The sequence below is a fragment of the Xanthomonas sp. BRIP62411 genome (genome assembly GCF_003993525.1).
GTDB lineage: Bacteria > Pseudomonadota > Gammaproteobacteria > Xanthomonadales > Xanthomonadaceae > Xanthomonas > Xanthomonas euroxanthea.
On record NZ_QEZI01000007.1, the window covers coordinates 75,538 to 93,066 of the forward strand.

The following is a 17,529-nucleotide window of genomic DNA, read 5'->3' on the forward strand; positions in this document are numbered from 1 at the left end:
GATGGTGCCGCTCACCGGCGCCATCGATCCAACTGATTACGACCGATGTCGTGCGGTCACGCACCACCTGCAGTGCAAAACCCCAGGTGATGCGCGCGAGCATCACCTAGGGCCGAGCGCAGCGCCGGCAAACGCCCTGCCGCCCTGTGACAAGGCGGCAGGTCGGGCCATCAGGCCGCCTTGTCCAGCGTGGCCATGTCGATCACGAAGCGGTACTTCACGTCGCTCTTGAGCATGCGCTCATAGGCCTCGTTGATCTGATCGGCGCGGATGGTTTCGATGTCCGAGACGATGTTGTGCTTGGCGCAGAAATCCAGCATCTCCTGGGTCTGGCGAATGCCGCCGATCAATGAACCGGCCAGCGTGCGGCGCTTCATGATCAGGTTGAACACGCTCGGCGACGGGTGCGATTCCTCGGGCACGCCCACCAGCACCATCGCCCCGTCACGCTTGAGCGCATTGAGGAACGGGTCCAGGTTGTGCGGCGCGGCCACGGTGTTGAGGATGAAATCCAGCGTGTTGGTCTGCGCGGCCATCTGCGCCTCGTCCCGGGAGATCACCACTTCGCTGGCGCCCAGGCGCAGCGCATCGGCGCGCTTGCTCTCGGAGGTGGTGAACAGCACCACCGTGGCGCCCATCGCCTTGGCGATCTTCACCGCCATGTGGCCTAGGCCGCCCAGACCGACCACGCCCACCTTCTGACCGGGGCCGACCTTCCAGTGCGCCAACGGCGAATAGGTGGTGATGCCGGCGCACAGCAACGGGGCCACGGCGGCCAGGTTGTCGCTGTGCGAGATGCGCAGCACGTACTTCTGATCGACCACGATGTGGTCCGAATAGCCGCCGTAGGTGTTCTCGCCACCCCCGAACATCGGACCGTTATAGGTGCCGGTGAAGCCCTGCTCGCAATACTGCTCTTCGCCTTCCTGGCAGGACGCGCAGCTGCGGCAGCTGTCGACCATGCAGCCGACACCGGCCAGGTCGCCGACCTTGAAGCCGGTGACCGCATCGCCAACCGCAGTGACGCGGCCGACGATCTCGTGGCCGGGCACCGACGGATAGCGTGTGTTCTGCCATTCGTTGCGTGCGGTATGCAGATCCGAGTGACACACGCCGCAGTAGGCAATATCGATCTGCACATCGTTGGGGCCGGGCGCGCGTCGTTCGAACACGAATGGTGCAAGCGGCTGATCGGCAGTGTGTGCGGCGTAAGCGTGGGCTTGGCTCATGGGAAAGACTCCGGGATGTGACGTCCCCCGCGACAGTGCGGACGACAAAAGAAATCGGGTTGTAGCTTAAGACAGGCGCCTGTCGCACTCCTGCGACAGTGCGTCTTGCCTGTCGGGTTGCGGACGCGACCGCAGCGGCATGGTGCGCCCTGCAGGTGTTTGTACGCGATCAAATCGCCGTTGCCGGCGTGAATGGTGCGCTAACGCCGGAGCTTCTACGCTGACCAACCACCGTCCTGACCTGCACCATCCCTGCTGGCCGTGCCCTCCCCCTGCGGCCGCCTACGTCGATGCCGAAGGAGGCTTCCATGTTCCGTTCTCCCCCCACGTTCCCATCCTTGCGCAGCGCTGCACTCGCACTGACCCTGCTGGCCGCGATACCGCTGGCGCACGCCAAGGAGCCTGGCCATCCTGACAAGCAGTCCAGCGGCCTGAAGTATGTCGGCGTCAATCTGTCCGGCGCCGAGTTCAACTCACGCAAGAAGCCCGGCACCCTGTTCAAGGACTATACCTACCCGTCCGCATCGGATTTCAGCTACTTCGCCGGCAAGGGCATGAATACGATTCGCCTGCCGTTTTTGTGGGAGCGCCTGCAACCGCAGCTCAGCGGCGACCTGGACCCGGCGCAACTGGCGCTGCTGAAGAAAGCGGTGGCGGCGGCCAAGGCCAACAAGCAGTACCTGATCCTGGATGTGCACAACTACGCCAAGTACAACGGCAAGCGCATCGGCAGCAGCGAGGTGCCCACCGCGGCGGTCGCGGACCTGTGGCGCCGGCTGGCGCTCGAATTCAAGGACGACTCGTCGGTGATCTTCGGGCTGATGAATGAGCCGAACGGCATTTCCGCCACCGATTGGGCAACCGCGGCGCAGGGCGCGATCAACGCGATCCGCAAGACCGGCGCCAGGAACCTGATCCTGGTGCCGGGCACCGCCTACAGCGGCGCACACAGCTGGCGCAGCGCCAGCTACGGCGTCTCCAATGCCAAGGCCCTGGAAATCCTCAAGGACCCGGGCAACAACCTGGCCTTCGAAGCGCATCAGTATCTGGACAACGACTACAGCGGCACCAAGCCGGTGTGCACCAGCGCCACGGTCGGCGAAGAGAAGCTGCGCGGCTTCACCGCCTGGCTGCGCGAGAACAAGCAGAAGGGCTTCCTGGGCGAATTCGGCACCGCCAACAACCCGGTCTGTGACCAGGCACTGGAAGGCATGCTGACCTACATGGAAAAGAACAGCGACGTGTGGCTGGGCTGGACCTGGTGGGCCGCTGGCGCATGGTGGAAGCCGGAGTACTTCTTCACCGTGCAGCCGGGCAAGGACGGCAGCGACAAGCCGCAGATGTCGATTCTGAGCAAGTACGCACGCCGCGCGACCAAGTAGCCCACGCGGGCGGGTCGATCACGGTGGTCGCAGCCTGTGCTGCGGCCACCGTTTTTTTTGCGTGCCATCGTCCATGTCCTGCCACGGAGATGCGATGGGATCCGCCGATGCTTGCCTGCAGCGCGCTGCATCGCTGGCAGACGCCAGCGCACTCAGCGTGTCGCAGGATGCGCATTGGCGGTCCGCTGCCGGACGCATGGCGCAGCCCACAACGCACGCGCTGCACACGGCACATACCAAGTTCCGCGATCGCACCAGGTGACATTTGCGCGTGCCGGCGTGCTGATCCCAGCGCGTCGCACCGCGGTCGCACGCGCCGCGCCTTTGCGTTCCGACGATCGCCCTGCGCAGGGCAGCGCGTCGCGACTGCGATCTGCAGCGCCACCACGCGCGACGCCATCAACGGCAGTGTGGCGATCGCACAACAGCCGCCTCCAGGCAGGCCGGATGCACGGTGTTTCCGCAGCCTTGCGGCGCAGAGTGCACCCGGCCTGCAATGGGCGTGACTGCGTGGCGTCGCTTTACCACAACAAAGCGTGTGCATGTTTGGCAATAACTGCGGAGTGGCTCACAGCTCGAATTAAGTGATATCTCGCATTCGTAGTTTGAATGTCCGGATGCGCTTAGGGTGAAGCGCGATGCAGTGTCTTCATGCCCGTGGCAGGTTCGCCGGGCCATGCATCTCCCCCGCGAATGCTTCAGGAGTCACCCATGTTGCCCTCCCCCACTCCGACGCGCCGGCTGTCCAGCCGTGCGTTGTCATTGCTGCTGCTTGCCAGCGCGCTGCTTGCAGGCGTGCCCTTGGCACATGCACAGAACCGCCTGAAGTACGCAGGCGTCAATCTGTCCGGTGCCGAAATCAAATCCTCGCAAAAGCCCGGGGTGCTCAACGTCGACTACCTGTATCCGGCCGCCAGCGATTACCGCTACTTCGCCGGCAAGCACATGAACATCATTCGGCTGCCGATCCTGTGGGAACGCCTGCAACCCAAGGCCGGCGGCGAGCTGGATGCAGCGCAGCTGGCGCTGATCCGCCAGGCCGTGGCCAACGCCAAGGCCGCCAAGGTCTACCTGATCCTGGATATCCACAACTACGCCAGGTATTACGGCAACAAGATCGGCAGTGCACGCGTGCCGATCAGCACCTTCAACGATCTGTGGCGACGCCTGGCAATCGCCTTCAAGAACGACAACAGCGTGATCTTCGGGCTGATGAACGAGCCTTACGACATCAATCCGCAATCCTGGGCCAACGCGGCGCAGGCCTCGATCGACACCATCCGCAAAACCGGCGCCAATAATCTGATCCTGGTGCCCGGCGCGCTATGGAGTGGCGCGCACAGCTGGTACTCCACCGTTGCCGGCCAGTCCAACGCAGTGGCGCTGGCCTCCATTCGCGACCCGCTCAATCGCTACGCCATCGAAGTGCATCAATACCTGGATACGGACTCCAGCGGCACCAGCGCCGGGTGTGTCAGCAGCACTGTCGGTGCCGAGCGCCTGCGCAGCTTTACCCGATGGCTGCGCATCAATCACAAGCAGGGATTTCTCGGCGAGTTCGGCACCGGCAACAACGCCACCTGCAACAGCGCACTCAACGGCATGCTGGGGTATCTGGAGACCAACCGCGACGTGTGGCTGGGCTGGACCTGGTGGGCCGCCGGCGCGTGGTGGAACCGCACCTACCCCTTCAACGTGCATCCCGATGCGCAGGGCCGCGACAAGCCGCAGATGTCGATCCTGAGCGCGCGCGCAAAACGCATCACCCACTAGTCGAAGCACGCCGCGAGCGAGGGTCACCCGTCGCACGCGGCGCAGCAGGCACCCAGCATCGGCATGCACGCGCAGTGCGTGCCGATGCCAGGCAGCAACCGTGCCCGGCCGCGGTGAGCACAGTCCTTCCGCAATAAAACGCCAGCACACGGCGCGCGCTAGCGCTCGCCATGTGTACGCGCGCAACAACGCTGCCGCGTCAGTGACCCGACGTCGCAGCGTTGACGGCGAGCGCATCCATTCGCCGATTTTTCGACAGCGCCATGCATGCGATGGCGGTGCCGACAAGCGTGCGCGACCGCTTTTCAACGCGGCGCGTTACAGCGTGCTGTTCCAGAACGTGACCCCTGCGGTAAGTGACTGCGACCCAGCCAACACATTTAATTCACACGCGATGTGGTGGGCAATTAGGCACGGCAGATGCATTGGTTACGACAGGTGTGGCGCACCTCGCGCAGATCGCACGCAACCCGCTGCGACACACCATCCCCGTCGTCTAAGGAGTTGTTTTATGTCTGCTGTCTCTCAAACGCTGCGCACCATTTTCCGCTGCGCCCTGCTCTGCGTCCTGTTCGGCACATTCGCACCCGTTTACGCACAAACCCGCGCACTGAAATATGCCGGCGTCAATTTATCCGGCGCCGAATTTGCATCGTCCAAGAAACCCGGTGTCCTCAATAAGGACTATATGTATGCCCCGGCCAGCGATTACACCTATTTCGCCGGCGTTGGCATGAATACGATCCGCCTGCCGGTGCTGTGGGAACGCCTGCAGCCGAGTGCACGCGGCGAACTGGATCCGACCCAACTGGCTCTGGTAAAGCAAGCCGTGGCACGCGCCAAGGCATCGGGCATGTACCTGGTGCTGGACATCCACAATTACGGCAAATACTACGGCTACAAGATTGGCGGCGACCAGGTGTCGAACGCCACCTTCGCCGACCTGTGGCGCCGCCTTGCGCTGGTATTTCCCAGCGACAACGCCGTGATCTTCGGGCTGATGAATGAGCCCAACGGCGTATCGGCCAGCGGCTGGGCAGCCACTGCACAGGCAGGCATCGATGCGATTCGTGCCACCGGTGCGAACAATCTGATCCTGGTGCCTGGCGCATTGTGGACCGGTGCGCACAGCTGGTATTCGCCCACCAACGATGGTTACTCCAACGCAACCGCATTGGTCTCGATCTACGATCCGCTCAATCGCTACGCGTTCGAGGTGCATCAGTACCTGGATGCCGATTCCAGCGGCACCACCAATGTCTGCGTCAGTGCCACCATCGGTGTCGAGCGCCTGCGCAGCTTCACCGAGTGGTTGCGCACCAACCACAAGCGCGGATTCCTGGGCGAATTCGGCACCGGCAACAACCCGGTCTGCAATGAAGCGCTGCGCGGCATGCTCCGCTATATCGATGCCAATGCAGATGTCTGGACGGGCTGGACGTGGTGGGCTGCCGGCTCGTGGTGGAATGTCAGTTACGAGTACAGCGTGCATCCCAACAAGGACGGCACCGACAGGCCGCAGATGTCCATCCTCTCGCCCCAGGCCGTTCGCGCCACACGCGCCATTCCGTGAGGTGAGGCAGAGGGTTGTAGGTCAATCTCGAGCCGCCGCAAGGCGGCTCGCTTTTTTGCGTCCTTCGCACGGATCACATGTCGTCGGACAATGCGAATGATGCGGTTAAGGTAGCGCAACGTGCCACTGCGCAACGCCCTCTTACGAACGTGCGTACCACCGCATGCAGCGCGGGCGCATCATCACCAAAGCTTGAGCTCACTGAACTTTCGCAACGCGTTTGAAGTGGCTTTCACCTGACAGCGATAAAGCCGCGTCCAGCATGGGCGCACTTCACTGCAGGAGCATCACATGGCATATCGACTGATGAAGACCGCGCTGATCGGCGCACTGGCAGTGGCGGCGCAGGGCGCATTTGCGCAAGCGGCCGCCGACAAGCCGGCCAAGGCACTGACCTCCAGCGAGGTCACCAGCATGCTGACCGGCAAGGGCTACACCAAGGTGCACGACGTCAAGTTCGAGCATGGCGTGTGGACCGCTGACGCGCGTAGCGGCGACGGCAAGGACGTGGACGTCCGCATCGATCCGGTCACCGGCCGCGTCTATGGCGACCAGACCACCTCCAAGCTGAGCGAGGCCGATATCCGCGCCGCGCTGTCGACCGGCGGCTATTCCAACGTGCACGACCTCAAGTTCGAAGACGGCTTGTGGAGCGCCGATGCCGAGCGTGGCGGGCAGAAGGTGGAGCTGCATGTCGATCCGGAAGACGGGCACGTGGTCAGCGTGGACAACGACTGACCGGGACGCCAGAAGCCGGTGGCGTAGATGATGCCGCTGGCTTGATGGCAGCGCGTGGCCGGCAGCACGGCTAAAGGCATCGCGTAGTGCATCGATGCACTATTCATCGCAGCACCATCGCGACCGTGCTGCATCGGCAATAAGCGTGATCTGGTCCGCAACCGTCACGACGCACCCAACGCGAAGGGCCTCCACCAGGAGGCCCTTTGCGTTTTTGATCGATACGCGTCTGATCGATGCGCGGACGCACTGCCGCTGCCCTTACAGACCGCGCCACCCGGCCATGCATCGGCTGCATGACGCGTGCCGTCCCGGCGCCGGTCAACGCGTCGGTGCTGCCTTCTTGCCCTCTGCAGCGGTGTCTTTGCCGGTATCGGGCGCCTCGGCGCCCGTAGCGGGCTTGCCGGCCATCATGCGATCGCGCGCCGCCTTGAACGGGTTGCCGGCATACCAGTTGGGCCAGCGCTGCCCGGCGGCCACCTCCTTGCCCACGCCATACACCGCCTGCAGGTCTTCGATGGTGCCATCGAGCTTCCAGGTGGCCGCATCGTATTCGTCGCCAGGGGCGTGATAGCGATTGCGCCCGTAGTCCTCGGCGGCCGCGCGGCCGGCCGCGGTGCCGCCCTCGCGCAGGTCTTCGCCGCCATCGGCATACAGCGCCGGCACGCCGGCCTTGGCGAAGTTGAAGTGATCCGAGCGGAAATACGAGCCGCTTTGCGGCGTGGCCTCGGCATGCAGGGTGCGGCCCTGCATCGCGGCAATCGGCTTGAGGATGTCTTCCAGCTCCGAACTGCCCATGCCCACCACGGTGACATCGCGTGCGCGCCCGGCCACCGACATCGCATCCAGGTTGATCACCGCCGCGATCTTGTCCAGTGGAAAGCTCGGGTTGGCCACGTAGTACTTGGAACCGAGCAGGCCCGATTCCTCCAGCGTCACCGCCACGAACACCACCGAGCGCGCCGGCTTGGGATCCTGATGCGCGAACGCGTCGGCAATTTCGAGAATGCCGGCCACACCGGTGGCGTTGTCCACCGCACCGTTGTAGATGTTGTCGCCACTTTCGCCCGGATGCTTGCCCAGGTGGTCCCAGTGCGCCATGTACAGCACCGCCTCGTCGGCGTGGCTGGTGCCCGGCAACACGCCGACCACGTTGCGCGAAGTCTTTTCGGCGATGCTGCTCTTCAGGTCCACCGACCAGCTGGCCTTCAACGGCACCGGCTTGAAGCCGCGCTTGCTGGCGTCCTTGTAGGCCTGTGCCAGGTCCAGCCCGGCATTGGCGAACAGCTGCTTGGCGGTCTCGGCGCTGATCCAGCCCTGCACCGGCAGGCGCGGATCGGGATCGTCCTTGGCCGGCAGGTCGTATTGCGGGCCGGCCCAGGAGTTCTTCACCACGTCCCAGCCGTAGCTGGCGCCCGGGGTGTCGTGCACGATCAGCGCAGCGGCCGCGCCCTTGCGGGCGGCCTCTTCGAACTTGTAGGTCCAGCGCCCGTAATAGGTCATGCGCTTGCCGTCGAACAGCGTGGCATCGCCGGTCTGGAAGCCCGGGTCGTTGACGAACATCACCACCGTCTTGCCTTTCCAGTCCTGGCCGGCGTAATCGTTCCACTGCTGTTCGGGCGCATCCACGCCGTAGCCGACGAACACCAGCTCGCTGTTGTCCAGCTTGACCTCGGCCTGGCCGGTACGCGTGCCGACCACGATGTCGCTGCCGAAGGCCAGGGTACGGGTCTGCTCGCCGCTGCGCAGGGTCGGCGCGGTGGCCGCATCGGCGGTGGTTTCCACCATCGGCACGTCCTGGAACCAGCTGTCGCCGTTGCCCGGCTGCAGGCCGATGCGCTGCATCTGGTCGCGGATGTAGGTGACGGTCTTCTCTTCGCCGGGAGTCCCGGGGCCGCGCCCTTCGAAGTCGTCCGAGGCCAGCGTCTTGACCAGCTCGGCGAAGTCGCCGGGCGTCAGCTCCGGCGAGAAGGCGTGGCGACTGACCGGGGCGCTGGGCGCGCTGTCGGCCGGCACCTGCGCGGCGGGTGCGCTCGGCGCATCGGCGGGTTCACGCTTGCAGCCGGCCAGGGCCAGCGTCGCGGCCAGGCACAACAGGATCTTGCGGGGCATCGGGACTCCTCGTGCGGCGAAGGTCCCCCGATTCTAGGCGCTGGCCCCGTGGTCGGGGCGTCAGTCCCTGGGTGCCACGTCGCTGTCGAAGCTGCGCGCGGTAGCGCCGGTCACTGCGCCGATCTTCGCGGTGCGGTGCACGTACAGGCTGACCTCGCGCTCGAACTCCAGCGGGCCATCGACCACCGCATCCGGGCCGATCACCACCCGCGGCTTGCGCGCAGGCTTGAACGAGAAGCTGAAATTCGGCTTGGTGACCTCGATCCCGCCACGCACATGCGAGCGCACCCCGACGGTGATGTCGCCGTTGACGGTCTCGATGCCCTTGCCCAGCTCGGTTTCCACCAGGCCGATACTGCCGTTGACCGTTTCCACGCCGCCGCTGATCCGGCTGCCGCGTTCCACCAGCACGCTGCCGTTGACCGTCTCCAGCCCGCCGGACACCACCACCTTCTGGCCCAGCGTGATCGCGCCATTGACCGTGGAGACATCGCCGGTACGGGCGTTGTCGCCGATCTGGATGCTGCCGTTGACCGTTTCCACGCTGCGGGTCTGCGCGCCGGCGCCGATCTCGATGGAACCGTTGACGGTATCCAGCCCGCCATAGACCTTGCCGGCCTCGGCGCTGATGCGGCCGTTGACCTTGCTGATGTCCTCGTCGGCCCAGGCACTTGCGCAGACCAGGGACAACGCCAGAACGAGATGCTGGGCTTTCATGCTGAACCTTGCGCGGCGGCGGCTGTCTTGGGCGTGGCGGCGATCACACCATGCTTGGCTACAATCGCGCACCTGCCTGAAGTCATTGGACCTTTCGTTGCCCCTGTCGCCCGCACCGCGATCGCGCCTGCCGCTTGCCCCCGCCACCGGCCGCCCACGCGCGTGGCTGGCGGTGACCGTGCTGGCCTGTGCGCTGCTGGGCAGCACCGGGGCGGGCGCGCAGAGCCAGCGTGAGGCCGAGCGCAAATTGCAGCAGCTGCGCGACGAACTCAAGACCATCAGCGCCGACCGCCGCGCGCTGGAAGGCAAGCGCGGCAATGCCGCCCAGCAGTTGCGCCAGGCCGATGAGAAGGTGGCCAGGACCTCGCGTGCATTGAGCGAGACCGAATCGGCGATGCGCGAGCAAGAACAGCATCTGGGCAAGCTGCAGCAGGACCGTGCGCAGTTGCAGCGCGGCCTGCAGAACCAGCGCGTGCAGCTGGCCGCGTTGTTGCGCGCCGCCGACCAGGTCGGCCGCAACGCGCCGTTGAAGGTGCTGTTGTCGCAGGACACCGTCGGCGATGCCACGCGCATGCTGGCCGATCACCGCTATGTGCAGAACGCACGTGCGCAGCGCATCCAGGCGTTGACCACGCAGCTGGATGCGCTGGCCAAGGTGGAGCAGGACATCGCCAGCCGGCGCCAGGCGCTGGATGCGGCACGTGCGCAGCAAAAGGCGCAGGCCGCGTTGCTGCAGAAGGATCGCTCGCAACAGGCGGCGACCGTCGCGCAGCTGGACGACCGCTACAAACAACGCGCCGAACGCGAAAAAGCCCTGGGCCAGGACGCCAGGTCGCTGGAGCAGCTTCTCGCCAACCTGCGCGCGGCCGCCGCCAAGGCCGAGGCCGAACGGCGCGCCGCCGCCAAGCGCGCCGCCGCCGAAGCCGCCGCGCAGGCAAAGCGTGGCAATACGGAGCGCCCCGAGCGTCCCGGCAAGACCCCGCCCAAGGTCATCGCCAGCGCGCCGGCACCCAAGGTCGGCGGCCTGAGCTGGCCGGTGTCGGGCAACCTGCTGGCGCGCTTCAATGCCCCCTTGCCGGACGGCCATACCAGCAAGGGCGTGCTGATCGGCGCGCCCAAGGGCAGCACGGTCACCGCGGTGGCCGATGGCACGGTGGTGTTCTCCGACTGGATGACCGGCTACGGCATGATCCTGATCGTGGACCACGGCAACGGCTACATGAGCCTGTACGCGCACAACGACACGCTGTTGCGCGACGCCGGCGCGTCGATCAAGCGCGGCGAGGCGGTGGCCAAGGTCGGCAGCTCGGGCGGGCAGGGCGTGCCGGCGCTCTACTTCGAACTGCGGCGCAACGGGCAGCCGGTGGATCCGTCGAGCTGGTTGCAGCGCCGCTGAGCCCCACCCAGGCCACGCGCGCGCCGGTGCATGACCGTGGCCCGACCTGGCCCTGCCAAGTCAACGCGGATTTACCGCCGCTTCGCGCATAATCCAGGCCGCTCCGTTGCGGGGCGTCTTATCTCTTTGTCGGAGTGCTTCATGCGCGTAGCCGTCCTGTCCGTTGCCCTGTCGCTGGCGTTGTTCGCCTCACCCGGTTGGGCGCAGAAAGCCAGTCCCGCCGCCGCCCAGGCCACTGCGGACGATCCGGAAGCCAACGAAGCCGCCGTGTCCAAGGTGCCGCTGGACGAGATCCGCCGCTTCGTGGCGGTGTACAACGCGGTCAAGCAGGCCTACGTCGACCCGGTCGAAGACAAGAAGCTGATGCACGCGGCGGTGCGCGGCCTGCTCTCGGACCTGGACCCGCACAGCACCTATTTCGACAAGGAAGATGCCGAAGCCTTCGACGAGCAGGCCACCGGCGCCTACGACGGCATCGGCGTGGAATTGCTGCAGCAGCAGGACAACACGCTCAAGGTGATTGCGCCGATCGACGACACCCCGGCCGCGCGTGCCGGCATCCGCGCCGGCGACGTCATCGTGGCCATCGACGGCAAGCCGATCGACGCCAGCAAGGCGATGGAACCGCTGCGTGGCGAATCCGGCAGCAAGGTCGTGCTGACCATCGTGCGCGACAAGGCGCCCAAGCCGTTCGACGTCACCCTGCAGCGCGAGACCATCCGCGTGGCCAGCGTGCGCAGCAAGCTGCTGGAACCGGGCTATGGCTACATCCGCATCAGCACCTTCCAGGCCGACACCGGTGCCGATTTCCAGAAGAACCTCAAGCAGCTGCAGGCCGGCGGCAAGTTGCGCGGCCTGGTGCTGGACCTGCGCAGCAACCCTGGCGGCCTGCTGACCTCGGCGGTGCAGGTGGCCGACGATCTGCTCGACAAGGGCAACATCGTCAGCACGCGCGGGCGCATCTCCATCAGCGATGCCAAGTTCGATGCCACCCCGGGCGATCTGCTCGGCGGCGCACCGGTGGTGGTGCTGGTGGACGCCGGCTCGGCCAGCGCGTCGGAAGTGCTGGCCGGAGCGCTACGCGACAACCAGCGCGCGCGCATCATCGGCAGCCGCACCTTCGGCAAGGGCTCGGTGCAGACCGTGCTGCCGCTGGACAACGGCGACTCGGTCAAGCTGACCACCGCGCGCTATTACACACCCAGCGGCAAGTCGATCCAGGCCAGCGGCATCGTGCCGGAAGTGCTGCTCACCCCGGAACCGCAACCGGGCGACGCCGATGTGCCGGCCAGCCTGACCGACTTCAGCGAAGCCACGCTGCCGGGCCATCTGCGCGGCGATGCCGAAGGCGAGGAGGGCTACAGCGCCGGCGACGTCTTGCCGGGCGATGGCCCGATCGCCGCCGCGCTGGCCGAGCTCAAGCAGCCCGGCTCGGCGGCCAAGGCGCAAGCCGCGCTCAAGGCCAAGGCGCAGGCAGCGCAGAAGGCCAAGGCCGCCAAGCCCGCGGCCGACCCCAAGCCGCCTGCCGCGCGCCCGGCAGCGGCCGACAAGCCCAAGCCTGCCGACAAACCGAGCGAACCGGCGGAAAAGGCCAAGCCGGCCACGCCGGCCCAACCGGCCCAACCGGCTGCGCCTGCGGACAAGCCCAAACCGGCCGAACCGGTCAAGTAATCCGGCCGCAGCGCAGCGGGTGCATCACCCGCTGCGCGCCCGGCGCGATCGATACGCGCGGCCCTGCAACGCATTTGCACTCCTTCCTCAATCATCCATTTGCCACAGCGCAGGCCAGGTTTGACCTTGACCCAGGGCTTTGCCGCAGCGAGGCACTATCGAGCGCCAATGCTTTTGTAGGAGCGACCCCGGTCGCGACAAGCCTTCCCGAACACGCGATCACCACGTCAAACCAGCGTTACCGCGCTACCGCCAGCGCCTCGGGATTGACCAGATTGCGCGGCGTCCCTGCGGCAAATGCCAGCACGTTGTCGAACGCCGCCTCGAAGTACAGCGCATAGCTGTCGCTTTCCACATAGCCCAGATGCGGCGTCGCCAGCACGCGCGGATGCTGCAGCAACGGATCACGCGCATCCAGCACCGGTTCGCGCTCGAACACATCCACCGCCGCCTGTGCCGGTCGGCCCGCATCCAGCGCGGCCAGCAAGGCGCCGGGCGCGATCAGCTCGGCGCGGCTGGTGTTGACCAGCAACGCATCCGGGCGCATCCGCGCCAGATCCTGCGCACCGACCTGGTGGCGGGTCTGCGCGGTCAGGCGCCGATGCAGCGACAGCACATCGCTGCGTTCGAACAGTTCCTCGCGGCTGCCGGCGATGGCGAAGCCGTCGCGCGCGGCCTGTGCGCACGAGGCGTCGCCGCCCCAGACCAGCACCTGCATGCCGAACGCACGCCCGAAGCCGGCCACGCGCTGGCCGATCCGCCCATAACTCCAGATCCCCAGGGTGCGCCCGTGCACTCCGCGTCCCAGGCCGGGATCGCCTAGCGCCTGCCAGCGGCCCTGGTGCAACGCGCGCTGGTACTCGCTCAGGCGCCGGCTGGCCGACAGGATCAGGGCCCAGGTCAGTTCGGCCGGCGCCACCGGCGAGCCGACGCCTTCGGCCACCGCCACCCCGAACTCGGTGCACGCGGCCACGTCCACGTGCGCGCCGATGCGGCCGGTCTGGCTGATCAACTTCAGGCGCGGCAGTCGCCGCAACAGCGTGGCGTCCACGCGGGTGCGCTCGCGGATCAGCACCAGCGCATCGGCTTCGACCAGCCGCTCGGCCCATTCGTTGGGATCGGTGGCCAGTGCGCCCAGCACCTGCACATCGTGGCCGTGCAGGCGCTGCAGGCAGGGCAGGTGACGCACGGCGCCCTGGTAATCGTCGGGCACCAGGATGCGCATCAGCGCGGCTTGGTCGGCAACGGGAACGGCGTGACCACCTTGTCGCCGGTGGTGGCGTCGCGGATCACCGACTGGCCCTTCTTCTCGACTTCCTCGATGCGCACGATGCTCTGCATCGGCAGGTGCAGCGTCTTGGTGTTGCCGAACTCTTCGCGCAGGCGCTCTTCGGTGGGATCGACCACCAGCCCGTCGTGCACGTCGAACACCAGCTCGCCGATCTGGTTGAACCCCCACAGATGGCTGCCGGTGACCTGGCGGGCGTAGAGCTCGTAGACCTTGCCGTGATTGAGGAAGGTGACTTTGTACAGAGGCTTGGACATGCGGCGATTATAGGCGCGCCACTATGCAGCGCGCGGCCGCGCATCACTGCGCCCGGGGGCGCCTTGCCCCGTTGGCGCCGCGCTAGAAGCCGTGGCGCTTGCGCAGCCGCCGCGCGATCGCCGCGCGCACGTACAGCCCGTAGACGATGCCGAACACGAACCCGGCGATATGCGCCGACCACGCCACCATGCCGAAGGCCGGGCCGATGTAGGCGAACACCACCTGCAGCAGCGCCCAGGCGCCGATCAGCAACGGCGCCGGCACGCGGATGAATTCCAGAAACACCCCCAGCGGCAGCACCACGCCCAGCTTGGCGCCGGGAAACAACGCCAGATAGGTGCCGATCAATGCCGACACCGCGCCGGAGGCACCGATGATCACCCGGTCCGGCGTGCCGATCGCGAAGATCGCCGCCAGGTTGGAGGCCGCGCCGCCGACCAGGAACAGCAGCAGCAGGCGCCATGGCCCGAGAATGCGCTCGGCCGGCAGCCCGAAGATCAGCAGGAACACCAGGTTGCCGAGCAGGTGCGACCAGTCGGCATGCAGGAACAGCGCGGTGAACAGCCGCAGCACGCTGCCGTCGCGCAGCGTCGCCCACCAGTCGCCCAGGTTGGACACGCCACTGGACAGCGCGCCCCAGTCCAGCCACAGCGTATTGCGCGCCTCGCCGGGCCGGCTGATCGACCACAGATAGGCCAGCCAGACGGTGGCGAACAGCAACGGCACCGCCCAGCGCGGGGTGGGTTTCTTGCGGGAGGGGAGGGAGACGAACATCGGAGTGGCACTCTAGCGGGTTCACGCTCCTGAACCCACCCCTAACCTGTCCGGCCGATCAATACGCGCTTCGTTATTGTTCGGTTAATTGTCGTGGGTATACTGCGTACGGCGTCGTATGTCGGGGGGGGGTCTCCGGCGCGCTCCAGCAGCCACTTGGCGCTGGGCGCGGGCGCTGTACCGACCACTGCAGTCTTTATCCGGAGAGCACCATCTTATGTCTACCGCTTCCACTCTCAGCCGCGCCACCCTGTTGGCCGTCGGTATCGCCGGCGTACTGGCCGTTGGCCAGGCCCACGGCGCCGCCTTCCAGCTGAAGGAAAACAGCGCCAAGGGTCTTGGCCGCGCCTTCGCAGGTTCCGGCAGCGCCCCGGACGATGCCTCGATCATCGCCAACAACCCGGCCGGCATGCGCCAGCTGGACGGTCGCCTGTTCCAGGCCGACGTCAGCGCTATCAGCTTCTCGGCCAAGTTCCAGCCCGACACCGCCACCTACGCCAATGGCGCCCCGGTCTCCGGCGGCAATGGCGGCGATGCCGGCATGATCGCGCCGGTCCCGGCGATGTACTTCCATGTGCCGTTCGGCGAGAACGACAACATGCACCTGGGCACCTCGCTGACCGTGCCGTTCGGCTTCAAGACCGAATACGACAGCAACTGGGTCGGCCGTTACCACGGCACCAAGACCGAGCTGCAGGCGATCGATTTCAACGTCGCGTTCTCCTACGACGTGAACCCGTACGTGTCCTTCGGTGCGTCGGTGTTCGCCGAGCGCCTGGATATCGAACTGCGCAACGCCGTGGACGCCGGTTCGATCCTGGCGCGTTCGCGGGTGCCGGGTTTCGCACCGGGCAATGCCGATGGCGCGCTGAAGATGAAGGGCCACAGCACCGAAGTGGGCTTCACCCTCGGCGGCCTGTTCAGTATCGATGAGAACACCCACATCGGTTTCAGCTACCGCTCGGAAGTGGAGCACAAGATCACCGGCGCGGACGTCGATTTCACCATGCCCGGCGGCGCCGCTGCGGTCTTCGCAAATGCAGCACCAGGCACCTTCATCGACACCAGCGGCCGTGCAACCGTGAAGTTGCCGGCCAGTGCCACGGCCAGCTTCACCCACAACGTGAACGAGCAGTGGTCGATCATGGCCGACGTCACGCGCACCGCCTGGAGCAAGTTCGACCAGGTCACGCTGGACTTCGCCTCCAACCAGCCCAATACCGTGCTGGACTTCTCCTACCGCGACACCACCTTCGCCTCGATCGGTGCCGACTACCGCATGAGCGAGACGCTGACCCTGCGTGGCGGCCTGGCCTACGACCAGACCCCGACCACCGCAGAGCACCGTGACGTGCGCGTGCCGGATGCGAGCCGCAAGTGGGTCTCGCTGGGTCTGAGCTGGCGTCCGTCGCAGCAGGCCGAATACAACTTCGGTTACACCCACCTGTTCACCAGCGACCCGACCAGCGACACCGTCAGCGCCACCGGCGACCGTCTGGCGGGCAGCTACAAGGTGAAGGGCGACGTGCTGGCCGCTTCGGTCAACTACAAGTTCTGATCGTCGTAGCACCACGCGTGTAACGAAAAACCCCGCTTCGGCGGGGTTTTTTCGTTACTGCCTTGCGCACGCCGCCACCTGCGTTGCAGGCCGGCGGCTGAGTGCGACTGCGCACGCTCCCCCAACGCCATCGCAGCGGCGTACTGGCTGGCATGGCGCGCATAGGCGGGCCGAGGCACTGTCTTTCTGGGCGACGCAACGCCGAGCCACGCAGTGGCGATGCCTCATGGCAACGCGTTGACCGAGGCCGTCTACGCCGCCGGGCGCGCCGTGCAGGCGGCAGCGCGGATTGCTATGGTCGTGCGCATGGACCAACCTGACTTCATCCAGATCACCGACGACGCCGTCTCGCGCGAGGATTGCGCTGCCATCGTGCAGCGCATGCGCGCCAGCCAGCAGCTGCAACCGGGGCGCGTGGGCAGCGGCGTGTTTCCCGAACTCAAGCACAGCCGCGACCTGCGCATCAGCGGCGTGGCCGAATGGGCTGCGGTGGAAAACCGCCTGCAACAGGCCGTGTTCGAAGGCGTGCTGACCTACCTGCGGCAGTATCCACAAGCCCTGATTTCACCGCTGATGCTGCAGGTCACCACCGCCGACGGCAGCCCGCACCGGCTGGTGGCCGAGGACATCGTGCAGATGAGCGACCAGGCGCTGGGCGACCTGGCCCGCACCTGCCTGCGCCCGGGCGCGATCAACCTGCAGTGGTACACCGCCGAGCAAGGCGGCTACCCGTACTGGCATTGCGAACTGTATCCACGCGATGCCAGCGCCGACACGCTGCACCGCCATCTGCTGTGGACGCTGTACCTCAACGAGGAGTTCGAACAGGGCGAAACCGAATTCCTGTTCCAGCAGCGCAAGGCCCGCCCGCGCACCGGCAGCCTGCTGATCGCCCCCACTGCCTTCACCCACACCCACCGCGGCAACCGCCCGGTCGGCGGCGACAAGTTCATTGCCACCAGCTGGATCCTGTTCCAGTCGGCAAGCGCCTTGTACGGCGGGGATTCGTGATTCGGGATTGGGGATTGGTAAGGGCAGGTCACTGCAGTGCGCCGGCTGT

14 protein-coding genes are annotated in these 17,529 nt (G+C 66.2%); 8 read left to right on the top strand and 6 right to left on the bottom strand.

What is annotated here, in order from left to right; genetic code table 11:
• Nucleotides 1-170: 170 nt before the first annotated feature.
• Entirely contained in the window at nt 171-1,229 is a 1,059-nt protein-coding gene (locus EO139_RS03875; protein WP_104586240.1) for an NAD(P)-dependent alcohol dehydrogenase, read from the bottom strand.
• A gap of 308 nt (nt 1,230-1,537) precedes the next feature.
• Here EO139_RS03875 and EO139_RS03880 point away from each other — a divergent pair, with 308 nt between their 5' ends.
• From EO139_RS03880 to EO139_RS03895, 4 genes are all read left to right on the top strand, one after another.
• The gene (locus EO139_RS03880; RefSeq protein WP_126969381.1) at nt 1,538-2,611 is read left to right on the top strand and encodes a glycoside hydrolase family 5 protein; all 1,074 of its coding nucleotides are present in this window, start codon (nt 1,538-1,540) and stop codon (nt 2,609-2,611) included.
• 783 nt (nt 2,612-3,394) lie between these two features.
• Nucleotides 3,395-4,384 carry a glycoside hydrolase family 5 protein gene (locus EO139_RS03885; RefSeq protein WP_206515118.1) on the top strand — a complete coding sequence of 330 codons (990 nt, stop codon included), beginning with the start codon at nt 3,395-3,397 and terminating at the stop codon, nt 4,382-4,384.
• A gap of 511 nt (nt 4,385-4,895) precedes the next feature.
• Entirely contained in the window at nt 4,896-5,957 is a 1,062-nt protein-coding gene (locus tag EO139_RS03890) for a glycoside hydrolase family 5 protein (protein WP_104536613.1), read from the top strand.
• 291 nt (nt 5,958-6,248) lie between these two features.
• On the top strand, nt 6,249-6,695 hold the full coding sequence (locus EO139_RS03895) for a PepSY domain-containing protein (protein WP_164739720.1): 447 nt from the start codon (nt 6,249-6,251) through the stop codon (nt 6,693-6,695).
• Between the two features lie 321 nt (nt 6,696-7,016).
• Here EO139_RS03895 and EO139_RS03900 read toward each other — a convergent pair whose 3' ends face one another.
• Both EO139_RS03900 and EO139_RS03905 read right to left on the bottom strand, forming a co-directional pair.
• A complete protein-coding gene (locus EO139_RS03900) occupies nt 7,017-8,807 on the bottom strand; it encodes a M28 family metallopeptidase (RefSeq protein WP_126969385.1) in 1,791 nt (596 codons plus the stop codon).
• Between the two features lie 60 nt (nt 8,808-8,867).
• Entirely contained in the window at nt 8,868-9,524 is a 657-nt protein-coding gene (locus EO139_RS03905) for a hypothetical protein (protein ID WP_104586254.1), read from the bottom strand.
• A 97-nt stretch (nt 9,525-9,621) separates the two neighbouring features.
• Between EO139_RS03905 and EO139_RS03910 the strand changes: the two genes are divergently transcribed.
• Both EO139_RS03910 and EO139_RS03915 read left to right on the top strand, forming a co-directional pair.
• Nucleotides 9,622-10,920 carry a peptidoglycan DD-metalloendopeptidase family protein gene (locus EO139_RS03910; protein WP_180496827.1) on the top strand — a complete coding sequence of 433 codons (1,299 nt, stop codon included), beginning with the start codon at nt 9,622-9,624 and terminating at the stop codon, nt 10,918-10,920.
• Between the two features lie 141 nt (nt 10,921-11,061).
• The gene (locus EO139_RS03915) at nt 11,062-12,591 is read left to right on the top strand and encodes a S41 family peptidase (RefSeq protein WP_104650084.1); all 1,530 of its coding nucleotides are present in this window, start codon (nt 11,062-11,064) and stop codon (nt 12,589-12,591) included.
• A gap of 238 nt (nt 12,592-12,829) precedes the next feature.
• Here EO139_RS03915 and EO139_RS03920 read toward each other — a convergent pair whose 3' ends face one another.
• The 3 genes from EO139_RS03920 to EO139_RS03930 form a co-directional block, all read right to left on the bottom strand.
• The gene (locus tag EO139_RS03920) at nt 12,830-13,816 is read right to left on the bottom strand and encodes a D-2-hydroxyacid dehydrogenase family protein (RefSeq protein WP_115675510.1); all 987 of its coding nucleotides are present in this window, start codon (nt 13,814-13,816) and stop codon (nt 12,830-12,832) included.
• Entirely contained in the window at nt 13,816-14,136 is a 321-nt protein-coding gene (locus EO139_RS03925) for a DUF1820 family protein (RefSeq protein WP_016901574.1), read from the bottom strand. The genes EO139_RS03920 and EO139_RS03925 overlap by 1 nt, the downstream gene beginning before the upstream one ends.
• A gap of 82 nt (nt 14,137-14,218) precedes the next feature.
• Nucleotides 14,219-14,911: a rhomboid family intramembrane serine protease gene (locus EO139_RS03930; RefSeq protein WP_003482177.1), complete on the bottom strand. Its 693-nt coding sequence runs from the start codon at nt 14,909-14,911 to the stop codon at nt 14,219-14,221.
• Nucleotides 14,912-15,128: 217 nt separating this feature from the next.
• On the opposite strand from EO139_RS03930, the gene EO139_RS03935 reads away from it, so the two are divergent.
• Both EO139_RS03935 and EO139_RS03940 read left to right on the top strand, forming a co-directional pair.
• A complete protein-coding gene (locus EO139_RS03935; protein WP_104586250.1) occupies nt 15,129-16,469 on the top strand; it encodes an outer membrane protein transport protein in 1,341 nt (446 codons plus the stop codon).
• Nucleotides 16,470-16,763: 294 nt separating this feature from the next.
• On the top strand, nt 16,764-17,480 hold the full coding sequence (locus tag EO139_RS03940; protein WP_164739723.1) for a 2OG-Fe(II) oxygenase: 717 nt from the start codon (nt 16,764-16,766) through the stop codon (nt 17,478-17,480).
• Nucleotides 17,481-17,529 lie beyond the last annotated feature (49 nt).

Excerpts from the sequence above, each read along its gene's own strand:
- EO139_RS03875 (WP_104586240.1), bottom strand. The coding sequence starts at position 1,229 with ATGAGCCAAGCCCACGCTTACGCCGCACACACTGCCGATCAGCCGCTT.
- EO139_RS03880 (WP_126969381.1), top strand. The coding sequence starts at position 1,538 with ATGTTCCGTTCTCCCCCCACGTTCCCATCCTTGCGCAGCGCTGCACTC.
- EO139_RS03890 (WP_104536613.1), top strand. The coding sequence starts at position 4,896 with ATGTCTGCTGTCTCTCAAACGCTGCGCACCATTTTCCGCTGCGCCCTG.
- EO139_RS03895 (WP_164739720.1), top strand. The coding sequence starts at position 6,249 with ATGGCATATCGACTGATGAAGACCGCGCTGATCGGCGCACTGGCAGTG.
- EO139_RS03900 (WP_126969385.1), bottom strand. The coding sequence starts at position 8,807 with ATGCCCCGCAAGATCCTGTTGTGCCTGGCCGCGACGCTGGCCCTGGCC.
- EO139_RS03905 (WP_104586254.1), bottom strand. The coding sequence starts at position 9,524 with ATGAAAGCCCAGCATCTCGTTCTGGCGTTGTCCCTGGTCTGCGCAAGT.
- EO139_RS03915 (WP_104650084.1), top strand. The coding sequence starts at position 11,062 with ATGCGCGTAGCCGTCCTGTCCGTTGCCCTGTCGCTGGCGTTGTTCGCC.
- EO139_RS03920 (WP_115675510.1), bottom strand. The coding sequence starts at position 13,816 with ATGCGCATCCTGGTGCCCGACGATTACCAGGGCGCCGTGCGTCACCTG.
- EO139_RS03925 (WP_016901574.1), bottom strand. The coding sequence starts at position 14,136 with ATGTCCAAGCCTCTGTACAAAGTCACCTTCCTCAATCACGGCAAGGTC.
- EO139_RS03930 (WP_003482177.1), bottom strand. The coding sequence starts at position 14,911 with ATGTTCGTCTCCCTCCCCTCCCGCAAGAAACCCACCCCGCGCTGGGCG.
- EO139_RS03935 (WP_104586250.1), top strand. The coding sequence starts at position 15,129 with ATGTCTACCGCTTCCACTCTCAGCCGCGCCACCCTGTTGGCCGTCGGT.
- EO139_RS03940 (WP_164739723.1), top strand. The coding sequence starts at position 16,764 with ATGGTCGTGCGCATGGACCAACCTGACTTCATCCAGATCACCGACGAC.